This is a genomic window from Fundicoccus sp. Sow4_F4, from assembly GCF_052116145.1.
Lineage (GTDB): Bacteria > Bacillota > Bacilli > Lactobacillales > Aerococcaceae > Fundicoccus.
In genome coordinates, this window is the sequence record NZ_JBQKLQ010000001.1 from 98,563 (window position 1) to 124,989 (window position 26,427).

Below are 26,427 nucleotides of genomic sequence, written 5' to 3' on the forward strand. Positions count from 1 at the left end.
AGTCGATATAAGCGAAGGTAGTGTGAAGATGCAAGAAGAATTACAATTAGATTTAGTTTCAGTTGTCACACCGGTTTATAATGCAGAGCGTTTTATCGCTGAGACAATTGAAAGTGTCCTGAAACAAACTTACCAAAACTGGGAGTTATTATTAGTCAACGATTGTAGCCAAGATTCAAGTCAAGCGATAGTCGAAGAATATGTAAACAAAGATAAACGTATTAGATTAATTAATCTGAAAGAAAATAGCGGGGCGGCTGTTGCAAGAAATACAGGTCTTGAAGCTGCCAAAGGCCAATTCATCGCTTTTATTGACAGCGATGATTGCTGGAGCGAGACTAAATTAGCTGATCAATTGGATTTTATGAAAAGCCAAGCCGTTCACTTTAGCTATACAAACTTTGCTTTAGTGAATGAAACAGGCGAAATTTTAAAAGAAGCGGTCAAGTTGCCTTTAAAACTTACTTATTCAGGTCTATTAAAAAATACCGCAATTGCTTGTTCAACGGTTGTCATCGACCGATTGCACGTAGGAAGTTTCAATATGCCACTTGTGCGTAAGGGACAAGACACAGCTACTTGGTTGATGTTGATGCGTGAGCGCAATCTAACAGCTTATGGTTTGGACAAAGTCTTAAACTATTATCGTCAAGTAGAAGGGTCAATCTCTAGTGACCGAGTTGGCGCATTGAAACGTACGTGGAATACTTACTATAATTTAGAAGGCTTATCTTTAATCAAAGCCTCATACTACTTTGGACATTATGTCTTACAAGCTATCTTAAGACGCTTATAAAAAATACCGCTCTTCTTATTAGAACAGTTAATACGCTAGATAGTGTATTTGCTACTGATAAGAAAAGCGGTTTTTTTGTATTGGAACTGCTCATTGTATGAAGATTGTTTATTTATGCGTTGCACTCTTTTTGTCATTCAAAGGGTCGTATTGCAGCTGACAATCATTGCAATGTAACAGATCACTGATTCATTATTAACCCCTAATTCGAAAGTCGTCGTGTCACCTCATGACACGTGTTTCTCGAAGTCTTAAGGGAAGTGTCATCGAAAAGTCACGTCCTGTTTCCAATTGCCAACACTTTTAATTCAAAACAACAACTTCTATATTAAAATTCTAAAGTAAAAAGACATCTTTTGTTTGTTAATTAAAGCGATTAAAGTGAGTGGTTTAATAAGTTCAATTGTTCGACTTACAACAACTAACAATCATGATCGACGAAAGGCTAAGTAGAGCGATAAACAGTAAAAGCTATTAACAAATTTCAATTAGGTCTTCCAATTCTTCTATCATCAAGTGGTTGGAAGACTATTCTCAACGTGATTCACCAAGTGATATCTATTGTTTGGTGTTCTTCTTCTTGCAAGTTGATGATGTCTTGGAGGTAGGCATTAAAAAATTCGTTACCATAGTTACTTAGGTTACTGATCAACTCTTCGTGGGCTTTGATTAGAGTCGGCCACTGTGAATTTAGGTCGCCGCTAAAAGTGGCTTGATTCATTTGGCTGAACAATTCAATGACGGCCTCAGCTTCTTGTGGGCTGTAAGCATGGTGAGCGATGATTTCGCGCTCTGCCACGAGACGAGAGGAAGCGGTCAATAAGTTTTGCGAATAGGTATTGTAATTCAATAAGTTTGGGTCAGTCTGTTGAGTCTGTTGAACCCAGCTCGCCATGTCTAATTCGCTCGCGTGATAGTGAATGGATTGCTTACTGAGAGTGATGACACCGATCCGGTTAGGATAGAGACCGAAGGCACCCGTCGCGATATCTGTCAGGGTAAAATCGTCTGACAGAGTTTCTTGGGCAATATGCTGGGCATGAATGTGACCACTTAAAGTTATTGGCAGTTTAAATTTTTCTAACAGGGCTTGTAGATTGGTCGCATTATCAAGTGTGTAGCCTTGATTGAGTGATGGAAAATGTACCAGACTGTTATGGTGAACGACGACTAAGGCGTGTTTATCGCTGGCTTGATGAATATTTAATTCTTTATCCAGCCAATCGAGCGTTTTATTTGCCAACCGGCCGTGTGACTTGGGCGCGTATAGGCCTGAAGTGTTTGAGTAGACATTAGAATCCAGCATAAATAGCTGCCATTGATTTGATAATTCTGCCATGTAACTCAAGCTTGCTGAATCTTTCGATATTGCTTGCGAATAGCCGTAATTGGCAAAAAGTTGTCGAAAGTCATCTGGTAAAGTTTGCGCGACACGAATGGTATCCGCGCCTTTAAAACTTGATGCCCATGGGTTACTGATATCGTGATTGCCTGGAACTACAAAGACTTGCGTACCAGCTGTTTCAATTTTTTCAAAGGCTTCGGCTAATTCGAGCATACTTTGTAATTCACCGTTTAAAGTCAAATCACCAGTAACAAGTAAGACAGTTGGCGTCTCTTGTTCGACTTGCCTCACTAAAGCATTGAGCCTTTCGAGGCCATAGCGCAAGTCCAAACCGCCTGCGCTCGCTTGCATTTCTTCAAACTTACTACCATGATCAAAGAGTATCGGTGAGAAATGGTGAATATCAGTGATGACCCAAATAGTCGAGACAGCGTCACTCGTTTCAGCCTGAACAGGAATTACTTGTGGCTGCCAGCCTAAAAATACGGTCAAATAGGCAAACAAACCGATAACTTTAAGGCGTCCAAGTGAAGATAATTTACGTAAAATTTTATTTAGTTGCTTATGTATGTTTTTGGTCATTAAATCATCCTTTTTGATCATTAGATTCACGTGTTAATGACCTTGCGGAAGGTCAAGAAGTATCTGGATTTTATCACAAACTGAGCAATTTTGTCATTAAGCTATTTTCTGATATAATTCGATAGAGAGTTTATTAAGCGAAACCACGACCCTCAGAGGAGAATGATAATGAGTTTATATACAAGAATTTTAAACCGCGAAGCCAAATTATCAATAATTGGACTTGGCTATGTCGGTATGCCGATTGCTGTGGCTTTTGCTAAAGTCGTTGATACAATTGGTTTTGATAATAATGAAGCGAAAATTGATTTATATCATCAAGGGATTGACCCGACGATGGAAGTCGGCGATGATGCGATTAAAGAAACGACCCTTGATTTTACAAGTGACGCTAGTCGTTTGAAAGAAGCGCAGTTTCACATTGTGGCTGTGCCGACACCGATTAATCAAGATAAAACACCAAACTTAAATCCGGTTGAAAGTGCAACACGTACGATTGGAAAAAACTTGAGTAAAGGATCCATTGTTGTTTATGAATCTACGGTTTACCCCGGAGTGACTGAAGAAGTCTGTATTCCCATTCTTGAAGAAGAATCTGGGCTTAAACACGGAATCGACTTCTCTGTAGGTTACTCACCCGAACGGATTAATCCAGGAGATAAAGTACATACTTTAGAGAATATTACAAAAATAGTTTCAGCGACAACCCCGGAAGCTTTGGAAGATATTGCTAGAGTTTACGAGTTAGTCATTAATGCCGGTGTTCATAGAGCACCAAGTATTAAAGTAGCCGAAGCCGCTAAGGTAGTTGAGAATAGCCAACGTGATATCAACATTGCCTTTATGAATGAATTGGCTTTAGTCTTTGACCGTATGGGGATTGATTCTCAAGACGTGATTGACGCGATGAATACGAAGTGGAATGCACTCGGCTTTACACCAGGCTTAGTAGGCGGACATTGTATCGGCGTAGATCCATACTATTTCGTTTATGAAGCGGAAAACTTAGGGTATCATAGCCAAATTATCAAATCTGGTCGTCAAATTAATGACGATATGGGTGAGTTTATTGCGGATAAAATCATCAAAGGTCTGATTACAACGGGCAAGAAAGTGATTGATGCCAAAGTGGTGGTTCTTGGCTTAACATTTAAAGAGAACACCCCTGATACGCGTAACTCGAAAGTCAGCGACATCTTAAAACGCTTAGCCGAATATGATATTCAGCCGGAAATTGTGGACCCATGGGCATCCCATGATGACGCAATGAAAGAGTATGGCGTGACTTTATCGCAGTTCGATAAAATAAAAGATGTGGATTGTGTGGTCTTAGCAGTTGGACATGAGGAATTTAAAGCTTTGTCTGTTGAAGCGATTGAAGCCTTGTTCAACCCAGCTTTGCCAAATAAGGAACGTGTCTTAATTGATATTAAAAGCATTCTCGATAGCCAAGCATTTACTGAAAAAGGCTATCACTTCTGGAGATTATAAAAGATAAAAAAAACGTTACCCACTTATTTAGAGGAGTAACGTTTTTTTTCAAAATAGAACTTTAAATCTGCTGGTGTAACTGAGGCTCTTATGAATAACTTAGCTTTCTATCAATCGATAATGGGGTATAACTGCTCCAGGTTAGAAATTTCATAGTTAATTATCAATTCATTTGGAGCACTTAGACCTTTAGGATTAAACCAAACAGCTGGAATTTTAGCAGCATTCGCCCCTTTGATATCGGATGTCAAACTATCGCCAACCATTAGACTCGATTGTTTGGCTTGAGAACCGATGGCTTGAAAGGCATGATCGAAAAAGCCAATATGGGGTTTATTATAGCCAATCTTTTCAGAGATAAATAAATCATCAAAGTATTCGATTAAACCCGCTTGTTCCAAGCGGTTAATTTGCGTGTTATAAATACCGTTAGAGGCCGCGTAAATGTTACGACCAGTGGCTTTTAAGTCAATTAACAATTGACGAGCGCCAGGAATAATATGGCCACCATCAGCTAAGTAAGCGCGAAATTGCTCATCAATCTCACGGCCGGATAAATTGCTCAAGCCATAACGACTGAAAAATCCGGGAAAGCGTTGATCGATTAAATCCGCTTTACTTAAGGTGTTCTTTTCAATTTGTAACCAGAGGTCTTGATTGTATCGCTTATAATCATTTAATAAAGTTGGATTATAAGTCACCCCGAGAGTCTCTGCGACTTTCTGAAAGGCGAAGGTCTCACTGGCACCAAAGTCTAAAATTGTATCGTCAAGATCTAGTAAAATGTTCTGGTACATAGTCATCTCCTGTATTTTCTTATCACATTGCGGCAGTATTATATAAAGTCATGACAATTAGTTGGCTGAATCGTCTTTAATTGTGTAGCCATTCCATTCTAAATTCTTTTTGATTTCATCTAAAGAAAGACCGATTAATTTAGCCCCTTGTCTAATTGTGGTTGTACGTCCAATGGAATTTAACATCACTGGGTTTTTCAAAGGTTTGAAACCTAATTCAACTAACAAATCAATGACTTCAGGATTTGTCTTCACAACTTCATAGACTACTTGATTTAGATCTATTTCTTGCTTCAAATCGTTTTCTCCCTCTCATTTCGTTAATAATTGCTCATGTTTACTTTAATTTTTTTATGCTTGTTTTATTTTGTAAATAAGTTAGGATTTCCAAGAAGGAATCAACAAGGTAAATACCTAGTGCGATTGCACCGGCGGTTAAAATTGCTTGAACAAAGCTCATCGCTGCCAGATCGACATCATTATTAATGAAATGGAAGGCAGTCCGATACATTGCAGACCCAGGCACTAAGGGAAAGAAGGCTGGAATATAAAAGATAGTGACAGGTGCTTTGTAGTGTCGAGCGGATGCCTGTCCTAAAATTGCAATTAATAAACTGGCGAAAAATGTCGCTAAGACAGCACCGATACGATCAAGAGTTAGTAGGTAAATAACATAACCAGCAGCACCAGGAATCCCAGTTTTAAAGATTAAAGACTTAGGTGCTTCAACAGTGATGGCTGCTGTGATTGTGGCCACATAGGCACCAAGCACTTGAATAATGAAGCCCATCTTAGAACACCACCCTTGCTAAGTACAAGCCTAATGCGACCCCTAAGGCTAAACTCAAGGCGACCACTAAGGCATCTGCAATTCTGGCAACACCCGAGTTATAATCGCCTTTTAACATGTCACGAATTGCATTGGTAAAAGCTGTTCCAGGATATAAAGGCATCAAAGCTGCAATGATAATGACATCACTGGATAAATCGTAGGGAATCGATTGAATGATACTTGTAATGACAAAGGCAGTAATGGACGTAGAAAAAATACCATAGACAAACTCGTTCATACCAATCTGTTCTTTACCGATTCTAGATAGCGCAACGATAATACCAGCGATGACTGAAATGAGTGTCTCCCAAATGTTGCCACCAAGTAGAACTGTAAAGGCGACCACCAATAAAATGGTAGCCATATCCATACTGTAGACCGTATATTCTTCTTCATCGACAACCATGAGACGATTGCGAGCTTCTTCAAGGGTGATTTCATTTGTTGTTAGCTGACGCGAAATGTTATTAACGCGGTAAATTTTTCTCAAATGATTCCCTCTTTCACTTACACGGCGAACTAGAGTGATCGGTTCGACATCAGGTGAGGTATCATCTAAGGTGATGAATAAACCGGTGGTATAGGCAATCACTTCTGTAATATTTAAACCGCTTGTTTGCAATATTCGCCGAGTTGTATCTTCGACACGATAGCTCTCAGCATGAGACTCCAGCATAATTCTGCCAGCCAAGGCAGCGACTTCAGCTGTTTTTTTATATTCTCTCTTCAATTTAACACCTCAAATTGCATTATTTTCTAGTTGGGTTAGTTGCAAACTAATGGTAACATAATAGAGTACTTAGGACTAATGATTTTTAACTAAACCATTGCCAAGACAGCTGATTCAAGCAGAAAAAGATGACCTATAATAGAGAAGTCCAGAAAGTTAATTTAAACCGTTCCTGTCTTTTATTAATCAAGATGACTATGAAAGAATTAAAATAAATGCTCAAGTTATAAAAAAGATGTTCAGAGTCTTTACTCTGGATAAACCGTTGACTTTAACTTATCGTTTGTATAATAACAAGTATTCTAAACAAATATTTATCTTTTAAGAAAGGACATTAAGGATGATTATTTCAAAAATCGAAAGACAGAAGAAAGATAAGCAACGTTATTCACTATTCGTTGATGATCAGTTTTTATTAGGAATTGATGAAGCAGTATTAATTCATTTTTCCTTGCATAAAGGTCAAGAAGTATCAGAAGAATTACTGGCAGAAATAAGAGAAGCTGAATATCATCAGAAAGTCTATTCTAAAGCGATTCACTATATATCTTATGGTTTACGTACCATTAAAGAAATGCGGGATTATCTAGCCAAAATACCGGCTTTAAATGAAGAAGAATTACGCTCAGAAACCGGAAAAGAAGGTTTGGGAGAAGTCGCAACAATCGATGACTCACTCATTAGTGATATTATTGAACGTTTGCTAGGTCAACAATATTTAAATGACTTAGTTTATGGTCAAAGTTATGTGAGAACGAGTGCTTTAATTAATCGTAAAGGCCCCTCAACCATTTATCAAGAGTTGATTCGAAAAGGCTTAACGGAACAAGAAATACTGCAAGCTTTAGAAGAATATCCAATGGATCAACAGATCGAAAACATTCAGCATCTAGCACAGAAATATATTCGTACCAAAAAGAATGTGCCATTTAAGATGTTGAAGAATAAATTGTTTGAACATTTACTGATTAAGGGATTTGATAGTGATCTAATTAAACAAGAAATGGACCAATTAGACTTTGATTATTCGCAGGATCATCAAGACGATTTATTAAATAAAACAGCAGAAAAATTAGTGAGAACTCGCCAGAAAAAATATTCGGGCTATGATTTACGTAATAAAGTAAAAGAAGGCCTGTACCGTAAAGGTTTTGATTTTGAAGCTATTAATTATTGGCTGGAAGATCACGCTGAATTGTGGGAGAAGTCAGGTAAATAAGCAAGTTAGACTAGAAAGAGTGAATATTTTGACGTATATACAAGGAGACCCAGCACTGTATCCTATTGACTGGTCACCAGACAAAATTCAAGAATTTAAACAAACATTATTAAGTTGGTATGATGCGACTAAACGTGACTTACCATGGCGTAATACCAATGATCCTTATAAAATTTGGGTAAGTGAAATTATGTTGCAACAAACACAAGTAATCACGGTCATTCCATATTATGAACGCTTTATTGAGACTTTACCAACTATTCAAGACTTAGCGCAAGCGGATGAGGACGTATTATTAAGTCTCTGGCAAGGGTTAGGTTACTACTCACGTGTCCGTAATATGCAAGTTGCTGCTAAACAAGTTATGGAAAACTTCCATGGCGAAATGCCACGTACTATGAAAGAATTATTGACTTTAAAAGGAATCGGACCTTATACAGCAGCTGCAATCGGAAGTATCGCCTTTGGTTTAGTTGAACCAGCGATTGATGGTAACTTGATGCGAGTCACTGCACGACTATTTGAATTAGAAGCTGACATTGCGCAAGTAAAATCACGCAAGTTGTTTGCGGCAATTCTCTATCAATTAATCGATTCAAACAGACCTGGAGATTTTAATCAAGCTTTGATGGATTTAGGTGCAACAATTATGACGCCAGCTAATCTAACTCCAGAAGCGAATCCTTTAAAAGCATTTGATCAATCTTATCAAAATGGGACGGCTCATCTTTATCCAGTAAAAAAGAAAAAAACGAAAGCGACTCAACATCAATTGTTGGCCTATATCGTACAGGACAGCCAAGGAGATTGGCTTGTGCGTAAGCATGAAGAGGGCGAATTGTTGACGGGCTTATGGCATTTTCCAATGATTGAACAAACTCTTGTGATGGAAGCTGCTTCGGCTGAAGAACTAGTCGAACCTTTTAAAGATTGGTGGAGTGAGCAATTAGACGCAACTGATGTGGAAAAAACGATTGATTTAGAAGAAACAGGGTTTGCAATTAACCAGCAACTGATGCCTTTTGGAGATGTCGAAGGTACAACACTTCTACCTATCGTCAAGCATGTATTCAGTCATCGAATTTGGCATTTACAATTGGTCCCCATTATTATGACAGGTATTGAAACATTGCCTTTTGATTCTGAATTGATGCGTTGGCAAAAGCCAAAGGAAATCCGCGATTTACCAGTTTCAACACTGCAACAAAAATTACTACTAGCTTTAGAAAATTATTTATGAGGAAATGGTACTTATCAAAAAAATATAAGAGGTTGAATTATGAAAAGACTACTAAAGTATTTCAAAGATTATCGATTATCGAGTTTCTTTGGTCCCTTCTTCAAGCTAATCGAAGCATTACTTGAACTAACAGTCCCGATGTTTGTGGCTATCATCATAGATGAGGCAATTCCTTCAGGAGAAGTGAGCCAAATTTTACGTTATATTGCGATTATGTTTGGTGTTGGCCTTACTGGCTTTGTGTTCTCCATTACGGCTCAGTATCATTCCGCACGAGCTGCGATTGGAATCACACGCAATATAGGCAACGACCTATTCAAGCATATTATGCATTTACCCAAAGCTGAACGCGATGATTTGACACCAGCTAGTTTGGTAACGCGCATGACCAGTGATTTATTTCAAATTCAATCGGCCATTAATATTTTCTTCCGTTTATTCTTAAGGTCGCCTTTTATCGTATTAGGTTCTTTAATTATGGCCATGCAAATCGATTTAAGAATGACAGGTTATTTTGTGGCAATGATTTTGTTATTGACAATCGTTGTTGGTGGTTCTATTTATATTACAACGCCAATTCATTCGAAAATCCGTCGAGAATTGGACCGTTTGGTGACTTTAACGCGTGAACAAATTCAAGGTATCCGCGTGATACGTGCTTTTAGACAAGAAGAAAGAGAACAAGCTCAATTTCAAACCCAAAACGATGTGTTAACTAGCGATCAAATTAGAGTTGGGAAGCTATCAAACTTTACGAACCCCTTAACTTATGTCGTTGTTAATAGTGTGTTGATATTAGTCATTTGGCAAGGGGGTCACTTTGTTAATGAAGGAACCTTGCAACAAGGACAACTAGTCGCTCTCGTAAACTATTTATTGGCGATTTTAATTGAATTGGTCAAAATAGCGATGTTTGTCTTACAGATTAACCGCGGTTTGACGAGTGCCAATCGAGTGGTTGATGTTTTAGAGCGTTCGGTAGAATCGCCAAGCTTTGACAATCCGATTCTTACAGCTTCAGACATTAAAAACAATCCAGATGTTAAAGCCACAAAGGAGAGCTCAGTCGTCTTTAATGATGTTTCATTTAAGTATCCCGATGCAGCTGAAGCCTCTTTACAAGGAGTCAATGTGAGCTTTTCTCAAGGTGAATTTATCGGTATAACAGGCAGTACTGGTTCGGGTAAGTCTACTTTACTAAGTTTATTGACTAAAACGTACGACCCAACTAAAGGACAAGTGAGTTTTAATCCTGATCAATTTGCTACGACCAGTCGACAGTCCATTCGTAAGCAAATTAGTGTGGTGCCACAATCAGCTACTTTGTTTCAAGGGACCATTCGTTCAAACTTACTTCAAGCTCACCCAACAGCGAGCGATGACGAATTATGGCAGGCTTTAGACGATGCTCAAGCTAGTGACTTTGTCAAGGCAAAACAAGGTGGATTGGATGCAGTAGTGGAAGCGTTTGGTCGCAACTTCTCAGGAGGTCAACGCCAACGTCTAACGATTGCACGTGCGTTAATTAAACCTGCCAAAATTTTAGTGCTGGATGCAGCAACTTCAGCCTTAGATTATGTGACAGAAGCAAACTTTCAGAAAGTGTTGCGTGAAAAATATCAAGAAATGACGATAATCATGGTGTCTGAAAGAACGCACAGTATTAAAGAAGCAGACCGAATTATTGTGCTTGATCAAGGACGTCAAATCGGTGCAGCCAGTCATGGCGATTTATTAGAAAGCAATCCAGTTTATCGCGAGATTCATGAATCTCAACAAGTATTGGAGGTGAACTAAGATGTCACAAGTAACGAAAAAAAGTGAGACGCTCTTAAGGCTTGTCAAACAATTAATCACTAAAAAACATCTGTTAGTCATTGCAATTATTGGAGCAATTATTCAAGTAGCATTGACGGTTTACTTGCCGGTTTTGATTGGGAATGCTATTAACCAGGTACTAGCTGAAGGTCAAGTTGATTTTTTTCAGTTAGAACCTATCTTATGGCGAATGGCGATTATCATTGCATTGAATGCCTTTATTCAATGGCTGAATCCATTGTTATATAATAAAGTAACTTACGAAACGGTAAGAGACTTAAGACAAGCAGTCATTAATAAGATACACAAGGTACCATTAAATTATATCGATACTAAGTCGACGGGGGACTTGGTGAGTCGTATTTCAACAGATGCTGAGCAACTGAGTGATGGAATTAATATGATTTTCAGTCAGTTTTTAGTCGGAGTACTGACTATTTTAGTAACCATTATAACGATGGGGCAGTTGGATTTATTAATGATGGGGCTAGTGGTTTGTTTAACGCCACTATCTTTGTTATTTGCTCGATTTATTGCGAATCGAAGTTATAAATACTTCCAACAACAGACAGTGACTCGCGGAGTTCAAAGTCAAGTAGTTGAAGAAAGTGTTCAACAAGGTGAGTTAATTCGTTTATTTAATACGCAAGATAGGATGATTGATACATTTAAAGTGGCGAATGATACTTATATGGAAAACTCGCAAAAGGCTATTTTTTATTCTTCGATCAGTCCACCCACGACTCGTTTTGTGAACGCGATGATTTATGCTGTGATTACTTTTGTAGGAGCCGTTAGAATTTTAAATGGAAACTTTAGCGTAGGGGAACTCACGACCTTCTTGAATTATGCGAATCAATACACGAAGCCATTCAACGATATTTCAAGTGTACTATCTGAATTACAAAGTGCATTGGCTTGTGCGGATCGCTTGTTTGATATTATCGATCAACCAGATGAAGCTGAGACTGGCAAGGCAATAGTTAATGAGGAGGCAATTGAAGGGAAAATTAATTTCAATCGCGCCTCTTTCCGCTATGTCGCCGATCGTCCATTAATTGAAGACTTAACGCTTTCAGTTAAACCAGGTATGAGAGTAGCGATTGTGGGGCCAACTGGAGCAGGTAAATCGACTTTAATTAATTTACTGATGCGTTTTTACGATTTAACGCAAGGGCAAATCTTAATTGATAATCAGCCGATTACGGACTTTACGCGTGAATCAGTTCGTGGACAGTTTGGTATGGTTTTACAAGAAACCTGGTTGAAAACAGGCACGATTCATACGAATATTGCTTATGGTTATCCAAATGCAACGCGTGAATTAGTCATAGAAGCTGCTAAAGCCGCACACGCGGATTACTTTATCCGTCAACTACCACAAGGATATGACACTACAGTAACGGATGGTGGAGACTCCTTAGCTCAAGGTCAAAGGCAATTACTAGCTATCGCAAGAATTTTTGTTAGGATTCCCCATATGTTGATTTTAGATGAAGCCACTTCATCGATTGATACAAGAACTGAGATTTTAATTCAAGAAGCCTTTAATCGTTTGATGGAAGGGCGTACGAGCTTTGTCATTGCGCATCGTCTATCAACGATTCAGACATCAGACTTAATTTTAGTGATGGATGCCGGTCAAATTATTGAGCAAGGTAACCACCATGAACTGATGCAGATGAAAGGTTTCTATTACACCATGCAACAAACAAGACAGTCAGCTGAGTAACCTTATGAACAAACGATAACTACACAAAAGCTCGTGTACTCTCAAAAAGATGAGGTACGCGAGCTTTTATTATGGTTAGTTAAGGTTCAACCGTTTTAAACCCTTGCTGGAACAAAGCTTGTTCTAATTGGCCAAAACTTATGACACCATTCGTGAAGTTAGCCAAATTTGGTTCATCTGCTAATTCATGGGCATTCATTTCTTCAAACACTAGTTGCTGAGTGGTTACGACCGAATTGTCTAAGATTTCAGTTTCCATCGTGACCCCTGAAAAACCTTCAAACTGGGCTTCAGCCGTTTGGGCAAAGTGAACCATTTCGTCATATTGCTCATCTTCAAATTGAATGTTCGTAATGGCTGTATAGTGAATCAGTTTATTGGCTTGATGCTCAATGGCTAATTCCACCGTAAGTGTATCTTGTTCTAAAATGTAATGACTTTCCTTTAATTGACGAGCATTCCAAAGTGTATAAAGTGCTGTGAGTGTGATTAGTGCAAGGAAGAGATAAATGATTTTTTTCATGTAATACCTCCGATCATATTTTATTAAACTTATTTTTTTATTATCCTATGAATACTTAGTGACTTCAAGTGCAACATCTGATGTTAAAAGACTTGCAAAATCGACACATCTCAGAAAATCTATGATATAATGACAAAGTATGAGTTATCGGTCATTAAATTGACTATATCGTAAACACACAAACAGAAAGAGGGTCGGGTGATGAAACAACCTAAAGAAGGTGAATTCATCACTATTAAAAGTTATAAACATGACGGTTCTTTACATCGAACATGGCGTGATACAATGGTTTTAAAAACCAGTGATCAATCCATTATTGGCTGTAATGACCATACTTTAGTAACTGAGTCTGATGGACGTCGATGGGTTACACGCGAAGCGGCGCTTTTGTATTATCATAAGCATTATTGGTTCAATATTGTGGCCATGATCCGTAAACGAGGTGTGACTTATTATTGTAACTTGGCTTCTCCCTATCTAATTGATAATGAGGCGCTAAAATATATCGATTATGACTTAGATATTAAGGTCTTTCCTGATGGTGAAAAACGTTTGCTTGACTTAGATGAATATGAAATTCATGGTCGGAGATACCAGTATCCTCCAGAAATTGACCGCATTCTTAAATATAATATCCAAGAACTTGTTCATTGGATTGAAGAGAAGAAAGGTCCTTTTTCTCCGGAATTTATCGATATTTGGTATGAAAGATATTGTCAACTTACTCACAGTAAAAATCAACCAATAACTAAATAGTAGTGAATTCGCTGTTTGTAATATCTAGTAAAGGTATTCAGGTTATCGAGTAACAAGTATAAATACTAGTGAGTTCGCGGTAAGGAGATTAAGGTTGGATAAGGGAGAGAAATGGGACCCTCATTTAACCTATCGTCCATTTACTGTGACGAGCTAGTGGAAGTAGTGAGTATTACCAGATTATTGTTTTGAAACTAAGCTGATTAAGATTAGCATGCGTTTAAAATGATTTTTACGGTAATGCTCGCTTTTTTTCTATATTAGATTTGAATAGTGAATCAACGTATTAGGAAGTGATAAAAATGAAGCGGATAAACAAAGAAATGACTCGCGAAGTAAACAACAAACAAACAGAGATAAAAGAATTATTAAAGCAATATGGACACGATTCTTTGATTATGGCTATGCGAAATTATGGAGGGCCATTGGGTGCTTTATATACCGCACAGCGGACTGAGTTTCGTTTATGGGCGCCTTTTGCCTCACAAGTCGAAGTTATCATATTTGATGGTTATTATGGCAGACCTATTAAGAGTATTAAAATGAATCGCAGTGAAGATTTCAAGTACTTTTACAAAGTCCTTGAAGGCGATCAACACGGTTTAACTTATCGTTACCGTTTAACTTTCCTTGATATGACTGTGACTGAATCAGTCGATCCATACTCAAAAGCCGTAACAGTCAATGGTCAACGCTCAGTAGTTGTTGATTTAAGCCAAACGAATCCAGAAGGTTGGGGTGAAAGAATGCCCGCCTTTGCATCTGCAAGTGAAGCCGTCATTTATGAGATGCATATTCGAGACTTTACGGTTGCTAGCAATAGTGGAATCCAACATAAAGGAAAGTTCTTAGGCGTAGCCGAACCAGGAAGGATTAATCCAAACGGATCGAGTACAGGCATTGACTACTTAAAAGAACTGGGTGTCACTCATGTGGAGTTGCTACCAATTTTTGACTTCCAGACGGTTGATGAGACAAATGAGAAACCTAAACAGTACAATTGGGGCTATGACCCGTTGAACTTCAATGCACCGGAAGGCTCTTATGCGACGGATCCTTATGATCCATTCTGTCGTATTATTGAATTGAAAAAAATGATTCAGTCATTACATGATGCGGGTATCCGCGTCATAATGGACGTTGTCTTTAATCATGTCTACGAAGTAGAATCGCATAGTTTTCATAAAACTGTACCAGGTTATTTCTTCCGTTACAATGAAAAAGGAGAATTTACCTCTGGAACAGGAGTAGGAAACGACACAGCATCTGAACGATTTATGATGCGTAAATATATTATTGATAGTGTGAAATATTGGACGGAAGAATACCATATCGATGGCTATCGATTTGATTTGATGGGTATCCATGATATTACGACAATGAACAGTATTCGTGCGATGTTAGATGAAATAGATCCATCTATTTTACTATTTGGTGAAGGCTGGGATTTATATACTCCGCTAAGCCATCATGAAGTAGCTAACCACAATAATGCCGCTTTCATGCCAAGAATTGGTCAATTTAACGATGGGCTAAGAGAGGCATTGAAAGGCAACGACTTTGATGCTAGTGCTAGAGGGTTTATCAATGGTGCTTGGCACATGGAAAGTAAATTAGCTCGTAACTTTATGGGCGGGGTAGATTTTGGTACTTATAATGACCCTTTACAATTAATTCAATATGTTGAAGCGCATGATAATTACACACTATACGATCGCTTAATTAAAGCGGACCCTTATTTGGATGAAGAAACGATTGTTCGTCGTCACGAGTTGGCATCAAGTATTATCTTATTATCACAAGGAGTGCCATTTATTCATTCTGGACAAGAATTTCTACGTAGTAAACAAGGCGTTCGCGACAGTTATAATAAACCAGATAATATCAATCAAATTGATTGGTTACGCCGTGATAAGTTCGCTCATTCAGTAGAGTTAATTAAAGGGTTAATTAATTTACGTAAAAGTGAACCTTTATTTAGACTACCTACTTATGAAGCAATTCGTGAAAGTATGAGTGTCATCAGGCAAGACTATCAGATACTATCCTTTGAATATCGTTGTCCTGAGTATAAGTTATATGTGGTGTTTAGCGCACAGAACAACGTTTTGAATTATCGTTTACCTAAAGGGAATTACATCGTTAAATTGGCAAATGGGCAAGTGAATCTTTCAGATGATGTGATGACTGGTGAAATTGAATCTTATCCTGTTGAACGGTATACTGCCTTAGTATTGAAAAAATTAACGAACAAATAATATGTCTCAATACCGCCTCCTAAGCTTTTACGCTAAGGGGGTTTTTATTTTTATAAAAATAGTTTTGACATCGAAAAGAAATTAGTGTATTTTTAAATAGCTTTTAGAAAATATATTAAAACGGAGGCAAGATGTTTGAAGAAGGATAGCGCCAGGCCTTAATTAATTAAGGTGACGAGGATTGGGTTTATCGAAGAGTTCGGCGGATGACCCAAGGTTGTGCAGTCTAAAGAATTTGTTTAAAAATCGCATGAAAGTGTGCAACAAAGACAAATTCAGCACCTAGAAGCTAAAATATAATAGCGAAAAGAGGAAGACTGACATGTGTGGAATTGTTGGGTTTATTGGGCATGGAAATGTTCAAGATGTATTGATGAATGGTTTAGAGAAATTAGAATACCGAGGTTATGACTCGGCAGGGATTTATTTAGCAGAGGGTGGGCAGACAGGACATTTATTTAAAGAAGTCGGTCGAATTGCTAATTTAAAGGAAACCGTTGACTTTGACTTACCAGCAGTAGTAGGAATTGGTCATACGCGTTGGGCAACTCATGGGATGGCGACAAAAGCGAATGCTCATCCTCATCAATCAATGAATCAAAGATATTCATTGGTTCATAATGGAGTCATTGAAAACTATCAAGCACTTAAAACAGAGTACTTAAAGAATATCCAATTAAACTCAGAAACAGATACAGAAATCGTTGTGGCTTTAATTGAATGGTTCGCCAATAATGAAAGCTTATCAACTAAAGATGCATTTAAACGTACACTAGAAGTGATTGAAGGAAGTTATGCATTAGGTTTAATCGACAAAGAAAACCCTGAAGTTTTATATGCGGCTAAAAATAAAAGTCCTTTATTAATCGGTTTAGGGCAAGATTTTAATGTGATTGTATCGGATGCAATGGCGACGATTGATGTAACTAATGAATATTTGGAAATTAAGGATAAAGAGCTGATAACTTTAACAAAAGATGCAGTAACGATTGAGAAATTTACCGGAGAAGTGGTGCAACGTGAGAGCTATATAGCAGAATTGGATGCAAGTGACTTAGAAAAAGGTACTTATCCTTTTTATATGTTAAAAGAAATTGATGAGCAACCAACAGTATTGCGTCGCCTGATTCAATCTTATCAAGATGAACAAGGACAAGCAGTTTTTGAAGCAGATTTATTGAAAGCTGTCTCAGCGGCAGACCGTATTTATATCATTGCTTGTGGTACGAGTTATAATGCTGGTTGGATTGGACGTTCGCTATTAGAAAAAATCGCCCATATTCCTACCGAAGTTCATTTAGCAAGCGAATTTGCTTATGAGTTACCATTGTTAAGTCAGCAGCCATTGTTTATATTCTTAACTCAAAGTGGAGAAACTGCAGATAGTCGCCAAGCCTTAGTGAAAGTGAATGAGCTAGGTTTACCTTCTCTAACGATTACTAATGTTAAAGGATCCACCTTATCACGTGAAGCAAGTTATACATTGTTGTTACATGCAGGACCTGAGATTGCGGTGGCTTCCACTAAAGCTTATACTGCCCAGATTACTGTTATGGCATTATTAGCTGACGCCATTCGAGCAAGTAAAGGAATCGAAGCAAGCTTTAATATGGAAAGAGAATTGAGTTTAGTAGCTTCTGTTATGGAATCGATCTTAGCTGAGAAAGCAGCAATCCAAACTTGGGTTGAAGATAGCCTAATGGAAACTCGTAATGCTTTTTATATCGGACGAACGTTAGACTATTATGTTTCGATGGAAGCAGCATTAAAGTTAAAAGAAATATCTTATATTCAAACAGAATCTTTCGCAGCTGGCGAATTAAAACACGGCACAATCGCCTTGATTGAAGAGGGAACACCTGTCATTGCATTGATTACAGAAGAAATTGTTGGAGCTCACACTCGAGGAAATGTGGAGGAAGTTAGAGCACGCGGGGCGAATGCGATTGTCATTAGTATGCAAGAGGTAGCACGAGTTGATGATCAATTCGTAATACCTACTGTTACGACAGCACTGGCACCTCTTGTGATGGTTGTTGTTACACAGTTATTGGCTTATTACACAGCTCTTGGTCGCGGTTTAGACGTCGATAAACCAAGAAACTTAGCTAAAAGTGTCACTGTTGAATAATAGCTAGACTCATTTTCTAGAAATCATAAAGAACCGACCATTTGCTCAATGCAAGTGGTCGGTTCTTTTATGATTGTTAATCACAGGTGAGAGTAAGACGTGCAAATGGTGTGTGATTTAGACTAGCTTTCAGCTCAGCTCAGCTCAGTTCAGTTCAGTTAGGATGGCTGCGATCGAAAGCCAAGCCTTTCAACATTAACCTTAGACTATCTAGCCAGATTACAAGGGACCTCGGTCAGTAATGGTTAAAGATTGCTTATGAATTTACTCGATCAGCACTATGGTAGATAGAACCTACGTATTGATTATAAGCAAAGCCAGACTCAATCGCAGCCGTTACAAAGTCTTTAGCTTTATATATAGCCTCCTTGACTGTTAAGCCATTGGCCAAGCCAGCGGTAATAGCAGCGGCAAAGGTACAGCCTGCACCATGAGTATATCCGTGGTGTATTATACCAGAGGTAAGTAGTTCGAATTCTTTTCCATCGTAATAAACATCAATCGCTTGGTTTTCATCGAGTGATTTCCCCCCTTTTATTACCACATGCTTAGCCCCTGACTGATGGATGATTACAGCTGCTGCTTTAATGTCCTCAATCGTTTTGAGTGGAGGCATTTGAGCAAGTACAGCTGCTTCAAATAAATTGGGAGTCACCACATCCGCTAAGGGGACTAAGTCCTCGCGTAAAGCATCAGCCGTTTCAGGATTCAAGACTTCGTCCTCGCCTTTACAAACCAATACTGGATCAATAACGACATTGTCCAACTGATGGTCACGAATTGTTCGCGAGACGAGTTTAACTAAATTAACCGTCCCAATCATGCCAGTTTTTACAGCCGCGAGTGGTTTATCGCTGGCTAAAACAGTTGTGAGTTGTTGTTGAACGACTGATAACTCAATCGGAAATACATGATGAGTCCAGCCGTTTTCTGGATCCATTGAAACAAGCGTAGTCACCGCTACTTGTCCAAAACATCCGTATTCTGTAAAAGTTTTTAAATCAGCCGCTAACCCAGCGCCTCCTGAAGAATCATTACCGGCAATCGTTAATGTGCGTTTTATATCAGTCATCATTCGTACTCCTTATATCAAATTTACTCATCTATACTAGCACGAAAATGAAATGAGTGAAAGCATTCAAATCCGTTAGTTTGATAAAAAAACATGCTGCCATCTTTATTCTAGCGGCAACATGTTCGGATCGTTTTTATTTGTTTTTAGATAAAAATGGTTGAATGTCGAGAACGGTTTCCACGATTCCAGTAAAGTTTCCAGCCAAATCGTAGGTCGCTTGATACAAGATATAGATGTATTCATTATTGGCTGTTGGATACCACAATTCTTCGAAGTGACGCTGACGCTCCCGGAAAGATTGAATTAACTCCTTAATCGTTGGCCACAAATAAGGTGGGTGGCATAATTCCAAATCACGTTTCACTTGAGCTGGCGTTCTAACAAAGATCATGTCTTTATAAGGCACGATATTATTGAAGTATTGAAAAATATCTTGATCATCAACAAAAGTAATTTCAAACGGGACAGCATTCATTAAACGTGTTAATTGCTGCAAAGTTAAAGCACCATTGCGTAAATGAATCGGGCACTCTTGATCAATGGCCGCATTAAGATCCGGAGGCATGTTTTTGTTTTCCCAAGTTAAGGTTAAATCGCCCTCAGCAAATTTCAACTTACGTGAGTCCAAATTGACGGCCTCTGATTGTGGGAGGGGAGGGGCACTTGCTTTCGTCTGGTTATTTTCGAAGGCTTGAAAGTCCGAGACAAAGACATCATGTGAATGATAAGCTTCTACCGGTGTCAATTCACGTTTCACGCGCGTATTCACTCGGTCAAAATAATCTAAGCGCATTGCCAATTCGATATAACCTTCGTAATTTCCTTTAATATCGAAAAGAGGAATAATATCTAACTTAACCATGCCGTGTGGGCCTTGATACCTGACAGTTTGCTTGTCAGCAGCTGTTTTAGCTGATTTAAATTGTTCAACCCACTGCAACATCTGATCTTTTAGTGAACGTTGATAAATTGTTTCAACTGAACGACCAAGTGTATTGTAATCCCGACTATAAAAGTGACGCTTCGGCCATGCGTCATTAAAGTTGCTGAAAATCACTAAATCATTCGCATTAACTACCGTTAACTCAATGGGTAAATAATCCAAGACAAGATTTATTTGATCACGGTTTAAGTAACCATCGCCGACCTTCAGTTCAGTCGAACGGTTTAAAAGGTTTGGATTAGTCAATTGAGGACGAGAATCAGGTTCAAAGGTTACCGTTAAATAGCCACCATCAATTGCAAGTCGTTTTGTTTCAAGCCTCTTGGCTTCACTCGTAGTCACTGGTAAAGAAACGACTTGCTGGCTTTGAGAAGATACAGTCGTAGCTTTCGAAGCCGCCTTGTCACCAACTAGGTTGCTAACATCACTTGCCTCATCGTCACTAGCATACAAATGCTTGGGTACCCATTCCTCTGACGGACGAATGATCGCGTAACCATAAGCGTCACTTTCCTGAGCGATTTGATACCAATCATCTACAGTCAAAGCCTCAAGGAGAATATTAATTAAAATAGCTTCTTCCTTGAAAATCATTTCATTGAACTCATATTCAAACTCTGCAAAAGCGTTTTTTACCTCAATCATGTCAATCTCTGGAAACTGCTCCATTTTCTGATAGGCGGCCTTAAATTGTTCTCTGATTTCGTCATCCTTGGCCCACATCACTTTCGGCGGGGCATCATGACCGTAATGTTCCATCAATGGGAAAAACAATTTTTCCTTACGCTCATAATGAACGTCAAATTGACCTAGTAAATCAAACTGACGACGTAAACCACGCAACATCCCAGCTTCTAATTCCTCGCTCGCTAAATCACCTAAAACGTTTAATAAATTATTAATGCGCATTAAAGCGGCACGAAAAGCATGGTTCTCATCTTTAAAGACTTGAACAGGGTGCCCAGCTTGATCAGCATCCGGCGTGTCTCCATCCATAACAGCATGTTTAAATAAATTCGCATGAACATTACATAATTTCAGTACATCTTCGAAGGTAATTACACTATCACCATTCATTAATTGATGTTCCATCATCGAAATTTCAATCGCACTGACACCTGTAAAGTGTTCATTAAATACTTCCTGAACTTCTTCAGGTGGCGTTCCATTATGTAGACGCAGTAAAATCCCTTCAAGAATATCAATTCTTTCTTGCGGTTGTTGGTTAGTTGACATCATTTCATCTCCCAGCACTTAGTCATTAATAAAGCCTTACGTGCCTAAATTTTACCATGATTCGATAGATAATGCTTGTGAAAAAATAAACCACTTATCAAAAGAATCGATATATTTTACAAAATATGATACTAATACTTGCAATGAAAGAAAATACATGTTAAATTATAAAATAATTAGAAAGCAATTAGAAAGAGGCGAGGTTTATGTACACTTCCAACTCAGCAATCATTATTATTATTAAGACCAGGACTTCCAGGGTGTAGAGAAATTCTATATCAGGTAGTCCTATTCGTGATTGATGAATGGGATGTACCATCTGAGGTCTTCCCATTTAGTAGTGGGAAGGCCTTTTTTGTTAGTTTTTAATAAAAAAATTAGGAGAGTGAAGTAAAATGAAATTAGTCAATAGGGTAAATCAAATGTTTAAGGATTATCTGTCGTGGATTGTATTGTTGACAGCTGGCGCGTCTTTAGTATTTCCGTCAGGTTTCGCATGGTTAGCTGTATGGATCACTTTAATGCTCCAATTCATTATGTTTACAATGGGGGCGACAATGAAAACGTCAGATTTCTCAGAAGTGTTTAAACAGCCAGTTCGTGTATTAGTGGTAGTTGCCACGCAATATTTATTTATGCCATTGTCAGCGTATGTACTTGCCAAATTATTCCAATTACCGGCAGAAATAGCTTTAGGATTAATTCTTGTTGGAGCAGTTCCAGGCGGAACCTCCTCTAACGTGATTACCTATTTAGCCAAAGGTGATGTGCCATTATCCATTACCGCAACATCAATTTCAACATTATTATCGCCTTTATTCACGCCTTTGGCCTTATCTTTTTACGGGGGAGCCTTTATTGAAATTGCATTCTGGCCAATGTCCTTATCGATTGTCCAAGTCGTCCTTGTTCCAATTTTTTTCGGGCTTCTTGTAAACCGTTTGTTTGGCACTCATACCGAAAAAGTCGAAAGTTTCCTACCTACTCTATCATCGATTGCGGTATTGATCGTCTTAGCAGGTACAGTTGCAGTCAACCGTGACAACTTAGTATCAACCGGTTGGGTCATTTTTTTAGTCGTCTTTTTACATAATTTATCAGGATATGGTTCAGGATACCTTGTTAGCCGTTTGTTAGGCTATTCTAAAGAATCGACGCGTGCGATTGCCATTGAAGTAAGTATCCAAAACACTGGATTAGCGGCTAGTTTGGGACTTGCCCATTTTACACCGATGGCTGCTTTAGCAGGAGCGACAGGGGCCATGGTTCATACTTTATTAGGTAGTATTTATGCCAACCTTTGCGTCAAATATGATGAACGCCAAGCTCAAACAACGGCTAAAACGGCCAAAGCAAAAGAAGCAAGCACTGAAACAGCATTCGTTCAACCAGTCAACTATTAATAGAAAGAGGTAAAGTCAATGAGATTAAGTCAAGTAGTACGTCCAGGAACAGGTCAGTTTATATGTGAAAGTGGGGCCTTAGCTTTCTTAGATGAGAAATTGAGTTTATTCAAAGCGCCTGTCGTAATAACGGGTGAAAAGTCCTATCAAGCGTTTATGAAACACTATCCCGGCGAGCAGAACTTCCCCGTGTTTCGTTATGATGGGACGGCTTCAAATGAAGATATGGCAAGACTCGCTTCTCAACTACCAGCCGAAACGGATTGTGTACTGGGAATCGGTGGGGGGACCGTCTTAGATACAGCTAAAGGAACCGCTGATGTATTGGGAGTGGATGTTATTACAATCCCGACAGTTTTAGGGACTTGCGCGGCTTATACACCTTTATCGGCAGTTTATCACCCAGACCATACCTTCAAAACAGTCGACTACTACGAAAGAGCGGTTCACTTATGTTTGATGGATCTTAATCTACTGGCTGAATCACCTAAGCAGTATTTGCTGGGGGGCATTGGCGATACACTCGCAAAGTGGTATGAAGCTAAAGGGATCACCGAACATGTTGAAGGTGATTTACCAGTCATGGCAGAAGTTGGCATACAAACAGCCAAAGTAACTCAAGAAGTTTTATTACGAGATACGAAAGAAGCGATTGCTAGTCTGGAAAGAAAAGAAGTCACATCAGCCTTCAAAAGAGTCGCCGAAGTGATTGTTGCAGTCGCCGGAACCGTGGGTGGTTTTGCGGGCGAATATGGCCGAATGGCGGGTGCTCATGCGGTTCACAACGGTATGTCGCTCCTTGAAGAAGCACATGCCTTTGAACACGGCGTTAAAGTTGCCTTCGGCGTACTGGTTCAATTGGTCGCAAGCAATAAAATGGCTGACGTGACGGTCTTATTGCCTTTTTATCAAGCCAATGGCTTTCCTCATAAACTGTCAGCCTTTAACGTTACACAAGATCTCGAAACTAAAATTCATCAAGTGGCGGAGTTCGCTGCTTCAAAGCAGGAAACCTTTAATTTAGCTCTACCTGGTGTCACAAGTGAACAAGTCGTTGCCGCGATGAACTACTTAGAAACGCTATAATACACAAAAAAAACACGATGCCATAAAAGCATCGTGTTTATTTGTTATGAGACACAATAGGGCTGTAAGCCACCGACCTAAAGAATTATTCCAATGGATCTGTACTATTAACTTGGTGCTTAATTAAATATGGGTCTACAATATGGTAACCTTGAGAACGGTAACCTTCTATCATGCTAGCTAAGGCTTGGGAAGTCCATGGCAGGTCATGCATTAAAATATTTGCGCCACTTCTTAAATACTCATTATCTAATGAAACGCTCGCTAGTAACTGACCATCCTGATACTCCTCCATCCAATCATACCCAAAATCCCAAGTGATTAATTGCATGCCAAGTTCATTACAAATGTTAATGGTATCTAAGTTAAACAAGCCATAGGGTGGTCTGAACCAACGAACTAGAGCACCGTCAGTCACTTCGCTAATCAAATCATTCGTATGTTTCAGTTCTTCGTATTGCTCCTCATAACTTAATTCACGCATATTTGGGTGATAGAAAGTGTGATTTCCAAGTTCAAAGCCCATCTCATGTATTTGACGGGCAATTTGTTTGCCTTCTTCACTTTCCAAATACATGCCATTCACTAAGAATATGGCGTTTACATCATAAGCTTTCAGTGTATTGGCAATTTCTAGCGCGTTAGAATCGGGTAAATTGGGTGCGTCATCAAACGTAAATAATAGAATGTCTTCACTTTGAAGTTCATTTATTGGAGAAATTGCTGAGGAAATATCAGGATCATTATGAATATAGTAAGCAATTCCTTCCGCATCCGGTTGGGCGTAGTGATCGTATTGAGTCCATGCTTTACGAAGACTACCAGGAGCGCCTTGGTTTTCAGTAATCACTTTATGTTCATGTTTAGAATGGTTAACCACTTTTACGACAATCTCTGAGTCACTTTCAGAAGCCGGTGCTTCAGTATTTAAACGTGCATTCTCATCAGTCGGTTCACTTGCTGTTGTCCCACACGCAGTTAATAAACAGGTAGAAAGTAGCAACAATATTAATTTATACATAATTCACCTCAAAGTTATATTTTGATATCAATCATATTTATATAACGATAAACGTGATTTGTCAACACGGTTAATCAACTAGGTCGAAATTTTTGGCAGAGTAGAGTAAACTATTATCAGGAGGCGAATTTTAAATGCAAATAAAAAGAGATAAGCAAATCATTAATATCGTCGGGGAAGTGTTAAAAGTGGGTGACACTTTAGCTGATGTTGAATTAGTCGACCGCCAACACCAACCTGTTAACTTGTTTAATTTTATTGACGGTTTAACAGTGATCAGCATTGTGCCTGATATCAATACTAAGACCTGTGACATCCAAACGAATCAATTCGCAAGTCTTGCCAAAGAAAAGAATTATCCGATTATTACAATTAGTACCAATTCACCCGATGACATTCAACATTGGTGCCAAGCATCTAATGTAGACATGCTTTATCTTTCAGATATTAATCGACACTTTAGCAAAGCAGCTGGTCTATTGATGGCAGAGTACGATAAATTAGCTAGAACAGTCTTAGTCGTTGATGAAAATAAAGTCGTCCAGTATATAGAAATAGTGGCAGATATGAGAGACGAACCGGATTATCAACGTGTATTAGCAGCAGCTGACCAATTAAATTAGTACAAGTAATTCTTATGCCTTGACGTGTTACTCTCGTTAAGGTATATTTCAAATCGAAAAAGACACCTTAAGGTGTCTTTTAACATGGTGAAATGTGGTGAAGAAATGGAAGCGAAGCAAGATGTGTTTATGGCAATTGCTGATCAAAGTAGACGAGAAATACTGCAATTACTTATGAAACATAAAGAGCTCGCTCTTCATGAGTTATTGCCACATTTTGAAATAAGTCGAACGGCAATTTCAAAGCATTTGGCAATTCTGAAAACGGCAGATCTCGTTCAGAGTCAAAAGGTTGGTAGAGAAACACGCTATCGACTTAATGCGAAGCCTTTAAAAGAAGTCAATCAATGGCTTGGACAGTATGAAAACCTTTAGAATGAGCGTTTAACAACGCTAGCAGAAGTATTGAAAAAGAAACCGGAGGAAAAATAATGGCTGAGGTGATGTTGGATTTTAAATATGACCATTCAATAGAAGAGGTCTTGGAAGCAATGATGAACTCATCAATATTAGAAGAGTGGATTATGCCAAATAATTTTAACGCAGTAGAAGGTCATGCTTTTGAATTTCAAGGCGCCGTTTCTAGTTGGTCTGCCTTTGCTTATCGTTTGAAAAAAGTGCTAGCAACAAAATAAACATATTCATTAAAGAAGCCATTATATCCGCGATATAATGGCTTTTTATAGTATAAGAGAAAAAAATCAAATTTAAATCATAAAAGGAGCTTAAATTTGCTTCGTTTGGTGTATGTTTCAAAACCGTTTGGTTGGATGGTTTAAGCAAAAGTGTC

At 38.6% G+C, this 26,427-nt stretch carries 23 protein-coding genes; 14 read left to right on the forward strand and 9 right to left on the reverse strand.

Going from position 1 to position 26,427, the window contains the following annotated elements:
• Positions 1 to 28 precede the first annotated feature (28 nt).
• Positions 29 to 796, forward strand: coding sequence for a glycosyltransferase family 2 protein (locus ACTQ5J_RS00470; protein ID WP_441749999.1), 768 nt, complete (start codon positions 29 to 31; stop codon positions 794 to 796).
• 544 nt (positions 797 to 1,340) lie between these two features.
• Here ACTQ5J_RS00470 and ACTQ5J_RS00475 read toward each other — a convergent pair.
• Entirely contained in the window at positions 1,341 to 2,723 is a 1,383-nt protein-coding gene (locus tag ACTQ5J_RS00475) for a metallophosphoesterase (RefSeq protein WP_441750001.1), read from the reverse strand.
• Positions 2,724 to 2,891: 168 nt separating this feature from the next.
• On the opposite strand from ACTQ5J_RS00475, the gene ACTQ5J_RS00480 reads away from it, so the two are divergent.
• Positions 2,892 to 4,214: a nucleotide sugar dehydrogenase gene (locus tag ACTQ5J_RS00480; protein ID WP_441750003.1), complete on the forward strand. Its 1,323-nt coding sequence runs from the start codon at positions 2,892 to 2,894 to the stop codon at positions 4,212 to 4,214.
• Positions 4,215 to 4,324: 110 nt separating this feature from the next.
• Here ACTQ5J_RS00480 and ACTQ5J_RS00485 read toward each other — a convergent pair whose 3' ends face one another.
• The 4 genes from ACTQ5J_RS00485 to ACTQ5J_RS00500 are packed head-to-tail and all read right to left on the reverse strand — an operon-like array spanning position 4,325 to position 6,573.
• Positions 4,325 to 5,011 (reverse strand): YjjG family noncanonical pyrimidine nucleotidase, encoded by a 687-nt coding sequence (locus tag ACTQ5J_RS00485; protein WP_441750004.1) that lies wholly within the window; start codon positions 5,009 to 5,011, stop codon positions 4,325 to 4,327.
• Positions 5,012 to 5,068: 57 nt separating this feature from the next.
• On the reverse strand, positions 5,069 to 5,308 hold the full coding sequence (locus ACTQ5J_RS00490) for a DUF1858 domain-containing protein (RefSeq protein WP_441750005.1): 240 nt from the start codon (positions 5,306 to 5,308) through the stop codon (positions 5,069 to 5,071).
• A 40-nt stretch (positions 5,309 to 5,348) separates the two neighbouring features.
• Positions 5,349 to 5,801 (reverse strand): threonine/serine exporter family protein, encoded by a 453-nt coding sequence (locus ACTQ5J_RS00495; RefSeq protein ID WP_441750006.1) that lies wholly within the window; start codon positions 5,799 to 5,801, stop codon positions 5,349 to 5,351.
• Between the two features lies 1 nt (position 5,802).
• Positions 5,803 to 6,573: a threonine/serine ThrE exporter family protein gene (locus ACTQ5J_RS00500; protein ID WP_441750007.1), complete on the reverse strand. Its 771-nt coding sequence runs from the start codon at positions 6,571 to 6,573 to the stop codon at positions 5,803 to 5,805.
• Positions 6,574 to 6,913: 340 nt separating this feature from the next.
• Between ACTQ5J_RS00500 and ACTQ5J_RS00505 the strand changes: the two genes are divergently transcribed.
• Genes ACTQ5J_RS00505 through ACTQ5J_RS00520 form a run of 4 tightly spaced genes read left to right on the forward strand, consistent with a single transcriptional unit; the run spans position 6,914 to position 12,582 of the window.
• Positions 6,914 to 7,792, forward strand: coding sequence for a RecX family transcriptional regulator (locus tag ACTQ5J_RS00505; protein WP_441750008.1), 879 nt, complete (start codon positions 6,914 to 6,916; stop codon positions 7,790 to 7,792).
• A gap of 28 nt (positions 7,793 to 7,820) precedes the next feature.
• Positions 7,821 to 9,032, forward strand: a complete 1,212-nt coding sequence (gene mutY, locus ACTQ5J_RS00510; RefSeq protein ID WP_441750009.1) for an A/G-specific adenine glycosylase — start codon at positions 7,821 to 7,823, stop codon at positions 9,030 to 9,032.
• 39 nt (positions 9,033 to 9,071) lie between these two features.
• The gene (locus ACTQ5J_RS00515; protein ID WP_441750010.1) at positions 9,072 to 10,829 is read left to right on the forward strand and encodes an ABC transporter ATP-binding protein; all 1,758 of its coding nucleotides are present in this window, start codon (positions 9,072 to 9,074) and stop codon (positions 10,827 to 10,829) included.
• A 1-nt stretch (position 10,830) separates the two neighbouring features.
• Entirely contained in the window at positions 10,831 to 12,582 is a 1,752-nt protein-coding gene (locus ACTQ5J_RS00520) for an ABC transporter ATP-binding protein (protein ID WP_441750011.1), read from the forward strand.
• Between the two features lie 79 nt (positions 12,583 to 12,661).
• Here ACTQ5J_RS00520 and ACTQ5J_RS00525 read toward each other — a convergent pair whose 3' ends face one another.
• On the reverse strand, positions 12,662 to 13,105 hold the full coding sequence (locus ACTQ5J_RS00525) for a DUF1307 domain-containing protein (protein WP_441750012.1): 444 nt from the start codon (positions 13,103 to 13,105) through the stop codon (positions 12,662 to 12,664).
• Positions 13,106 to 13,306: 201 nt separating this feature from the next.
• On the opposite strand from ACTQ5J_RS00525, the gene ntdP reads away from it, so the two are divergent.
• From ntdP to glmS, 3 genes are all read left to right on the forward strand, one after another.
• The gene (gene ntdP / locus ACTQ5J_RS00530) at positions 13,307 to 13,861 is read left to right on the forward strand and encodes a nucleoside tri-diphosphate phosphatase (RefSeq protein WP_441750013.1); all 555 of its coding nucleotides are present in this window, start codon (positions 13,307 to 13,309) and stop codon (positions 13,859 to 13,861) included.
• Positions 13,862 to 14,163: 302 nt separating this feature from the next.
• A complete protein-coding gene (gene pulA, locus ACTQ5J_RS00535; RefSeq protein WP_441750015.1) occupies positions 14,164 to 16,119 on the forward strand; it encodes a type I pullulanase in 1,956 nt (651 codons plus the stop codon).
• Between the two features lie 322 nt (positions 16,120 to 16,441).
• The gene (gene glmS, locus ACTQ5J_RS00540; protein WP_441750016.1) at positions 16,442 to 18,250 is read left to right on the forward strand and encodes a glutamine--fructose-6-phosphate transaminase (isomerizing); all 1,809 of its coding nucleotides are present in this window, start codon (positions 16,442 to 16,444) and stop codon (positions 18,248 to 18,250) included.
• Between the two features lie 256 nt (positions 18,251 to 18,506).
• Here glmS and thiD read toward each other — a convergent pair whose 3' ends face one another.
• Both thiD and ACTQ5J_RS00550 read right to left on the reverse strand, forming a co-directional pair.
• On the reverse strand, positions 18,507 to 19,322 hold the full coding sequence (gene thiD / locus ACTQ5J_RS00545; protein WP_441750017.1) for a bifunctional hydroxymethylpyrimidine kinase/phosphomethylpyrimidine kinase: 816 nt from the start codon (positions 19,320 to 19,322) through the stop codon (positions 18,507 to 18,509).
• Positions 19,323 to 19,458: 136 nt separating this feature from the next.
• Complete coding sequence (locus tag ACTQ5J_RS00550) at positions 19,459 to 21,504, reverse strand: DUF438 domain-containing protein (protein ID WP_441750018.1); 2,046 nt, start codon at positions 21,502 to 21,504, stop codon at positions 19,459 to 19,461.
• 395 nt (positions 21,505 to 21,899) lie between these two features.
• Here ACTQ5J_RS00550 and ACTQ5J_RS00555 point away from each other — a divergent pair, with 395 nt between their 5' ends.
• Complete coding sequence (locus ACTQ5J_RS00555; RefSeq protein ID WP_441750019.1) at positions 21,900 to 22,907, forward strand: bile acid:sodium symporter family protein; 1,008 nt, start codon at positions 21,900 to 21,902, stop codon at positions 22,905 to 22,907.
• An 18-nt stretch (positions 22,908 to 22,925) separates the two neighbouring features.
• A complete protein-coding gene (locus tag ACTQ5J_RS00560; protein ID WP_441750020.1) occupies positions 22,926 to 23,993 on the forward strand; it encodes an iron-containing alcohol dehydrogenase family protein in 1,068 nt (355 codons plus the stop codon).
• A gap of 85 nt (positions 23,994 to 24,078) precedes the next feature.
• On the opposite strand, the gene ACTQ5J_RS00565 is transcribed toward ACTQ5J_RS00560, so the two are convergent.
• Positions 24,079 to 25,014 (reverse strand): polysaccharide deacetylase family protein, encoded by a 936-nt coding sequence (locus tag ACTQ5J_RS00565; RefSeq protein ID WP_441750021.1) that lies wholly within the window; start codon positions 25,012 to 25,014, stop codon positions 24,079 to 24,081.
• Between the two features lie 134 nt (positions 25,015 to 25,148).
• Between ACTQ5J_RS00565 and ACTQ5J_RS00570 the strand changes: the two genes are divergently transcribed.
• The 3 genes from ACTQ5J_RS00570 to ACTQ5J_RS00580 all read left to right on the forward strand — a co-directional run bounded on the left by ACTQ5J_RS00570 (position 25,149) and on the right by ACTQ5J_RS00580 (position 26,272).
• Positions 25,149 to 25,637, forward strand: coding sequence for a redoxin family protein (locus ACTQ5J_RS00570; protein ID WP_441750022.1), 489 nt, complete (start codon positions 25,149 to 25,151; stop codon positions 25,635 to 25,637).
• Positions 25,638 to 25,721: 84 nt separating this feature from the next.
• A complete protein-coding gene (locus tag ACTQ5J_RS00575) occupies positions 25,722 to 26,012 on the forward strand; it encodes an ArsR/SmtB family transcription factor (protein WP_441750024.1) in 291 nt (96 codons plus the stop codon).
• 56 nt (positions 26,013 to 26,068) lie between these two features.
• Entirely contained in the window at positions 26,069 to 26,272 is a 204-nt protein-coding gene (locus tag ACTQ5J_RS00580; RefSeq protein ID WP_441750025.1) for a hypothetical protein, read from the forward strand.
• The last annotated feature ends 155 nt before the right edge of the window (positions 26,273 to 26,427 follow it).

Bases quoted from the DNA above. Each gene is read 5' to 3' on its own strand.
- ACTQ5J_RS00470 (WP_441749999.1), top strand. From the start codon at position 29: ATGCAAGAAGAATTACAATTAGATTTAGTTTCAGTTGTCACACCGGTT.
- ACTQ5J_RS00475 (WP_441750001.1), bottom strand. From the start codon at position 2,723: ATGACCAAAAACATACATAAGCAACTAAATAAAATTTTACGTAAATTA.
- ACTQ5J_RS00480 (WP_441750003.1), top strand. From the start codon at position 2,892: ATGAGTTTATATACAAGAATTTTAAACCGCGAAGCCAAATTATCAATA.
- ACTQ5J_RS00485 (WP_441750004.1), bottom strand. From the start codon at position 5,011: ATGTACCAGAACATTTTACTAGATCTTGACGATACAATTTTAGACTTT.
- ACTQ5J_RS00495 (WP_441750006.1), bottom strand. From the start codon at position 5,801: ATGGGCTTCATTATTCAAGTGCTTGGTGCCTATGTGGCCACAATCACA.
- ACTQ5J_RS00505 (WP_441750008.1), top strand. From the start codon at position 6,914: ATGATTATTTCAAAAATCGAAAGACAGAAGAAAGATAAGCAACGTTAT.
- ACTQ5J_RS00515 (WP_441750010.1), top strand. From the start codon at position 9,072: ATGAAAAGACTACTAAAGTATTTCAAAGATTATCGATTATCGAGTTTC.
- ACTQ5J_RS00520 (WP_441750011.1), top strand. From the start codon at position 10,831: ATGTCACAAGTAACGAAAAAAAGTGAGACGCTCTTAAGGCTTGTCAAA.
- ACTQ5J_RS00525 (WP_441750012.1), bottom strand. From the start codon at position 13,105: ATGAAAAAAATCATTTATCTCTTCCTTGCACTAATCACACTCACAGCA.
- ntdP (WP_441750013.1), top strand. From the start codon at position 13,307: ATGAAACAACCTAAAGAAGGTGAATTCATCACTATTAAAAGTTATAAA.
- pulA (WP_441750015.1), top strand. From the start codon at position 14,164: ATGAAGCGGATAAACAAAGAAATGACTCGCGAAGTAAACAACAAACAA.
- glmS (WP_441750016.1), top strand. From the start codon at position 16,442: ATGTGTGGAATTGTTGGGTTTATTGGGCATGGAAATGTTCAAGATGTA.
- thiD (WP_441750017.1), bottom strand. From the start codon at position 19,322: ATGACTGATATAAAACGCACATTAACGATTGCCGGTAATGATTCTTCA.
- ACTQ5J_RS00550 (WP_441750018.1), bottom strand. From the start codon at position 21,504: ATGTCAACTAACCAACAACCGCAAGAAAGAATTGATATTCTTGAAGGG.
- ACTQ5J_RS00555 (WP_441750019.1), top strand. From the start codon at position 21,900: ATGAAATTAGTCAATAGGGTAAATCAAATGTTTAAGGATTATCTGTCG.
- ACTQ5J_RS00560 (WP_441750020.1), top strand. From the start codon at position 22,926: ATGAGATTAAGTCAAGTAGTACGTCCAGGAACAGGTCAGTTTATATGT.
- ACTQ5J_RS00565 (WP_441750021.1), bottom strand. From the start codon at position 25,014: ATGTATAAATTAATATTGTTGCTACTTTCTACCTGTTTATTAACTGCG.
- ACTQ5J_RS00570 (WP_441750022.1), top strand. From the start codon at position 25,149: ATGCAAATAAAAAGAGATAAGCAAATCATTAATATCGTCGGGGAAGTG.
- ACTQ5J_RS00575 (WP_441750024.1), top strand. From the start codon at position 25,722: ATGGTGAAATGTGGTGAAGAAATGGAAGCGAAGCAAGATGTGTTTATG.
- ACTQ5J_RS00580 (WP_441750025.1), top strand. From the start codon at position 26,069: ATGGCTGAGGTGATGTTGGATTTTAAATATGACCATTCAATAGAAGAG.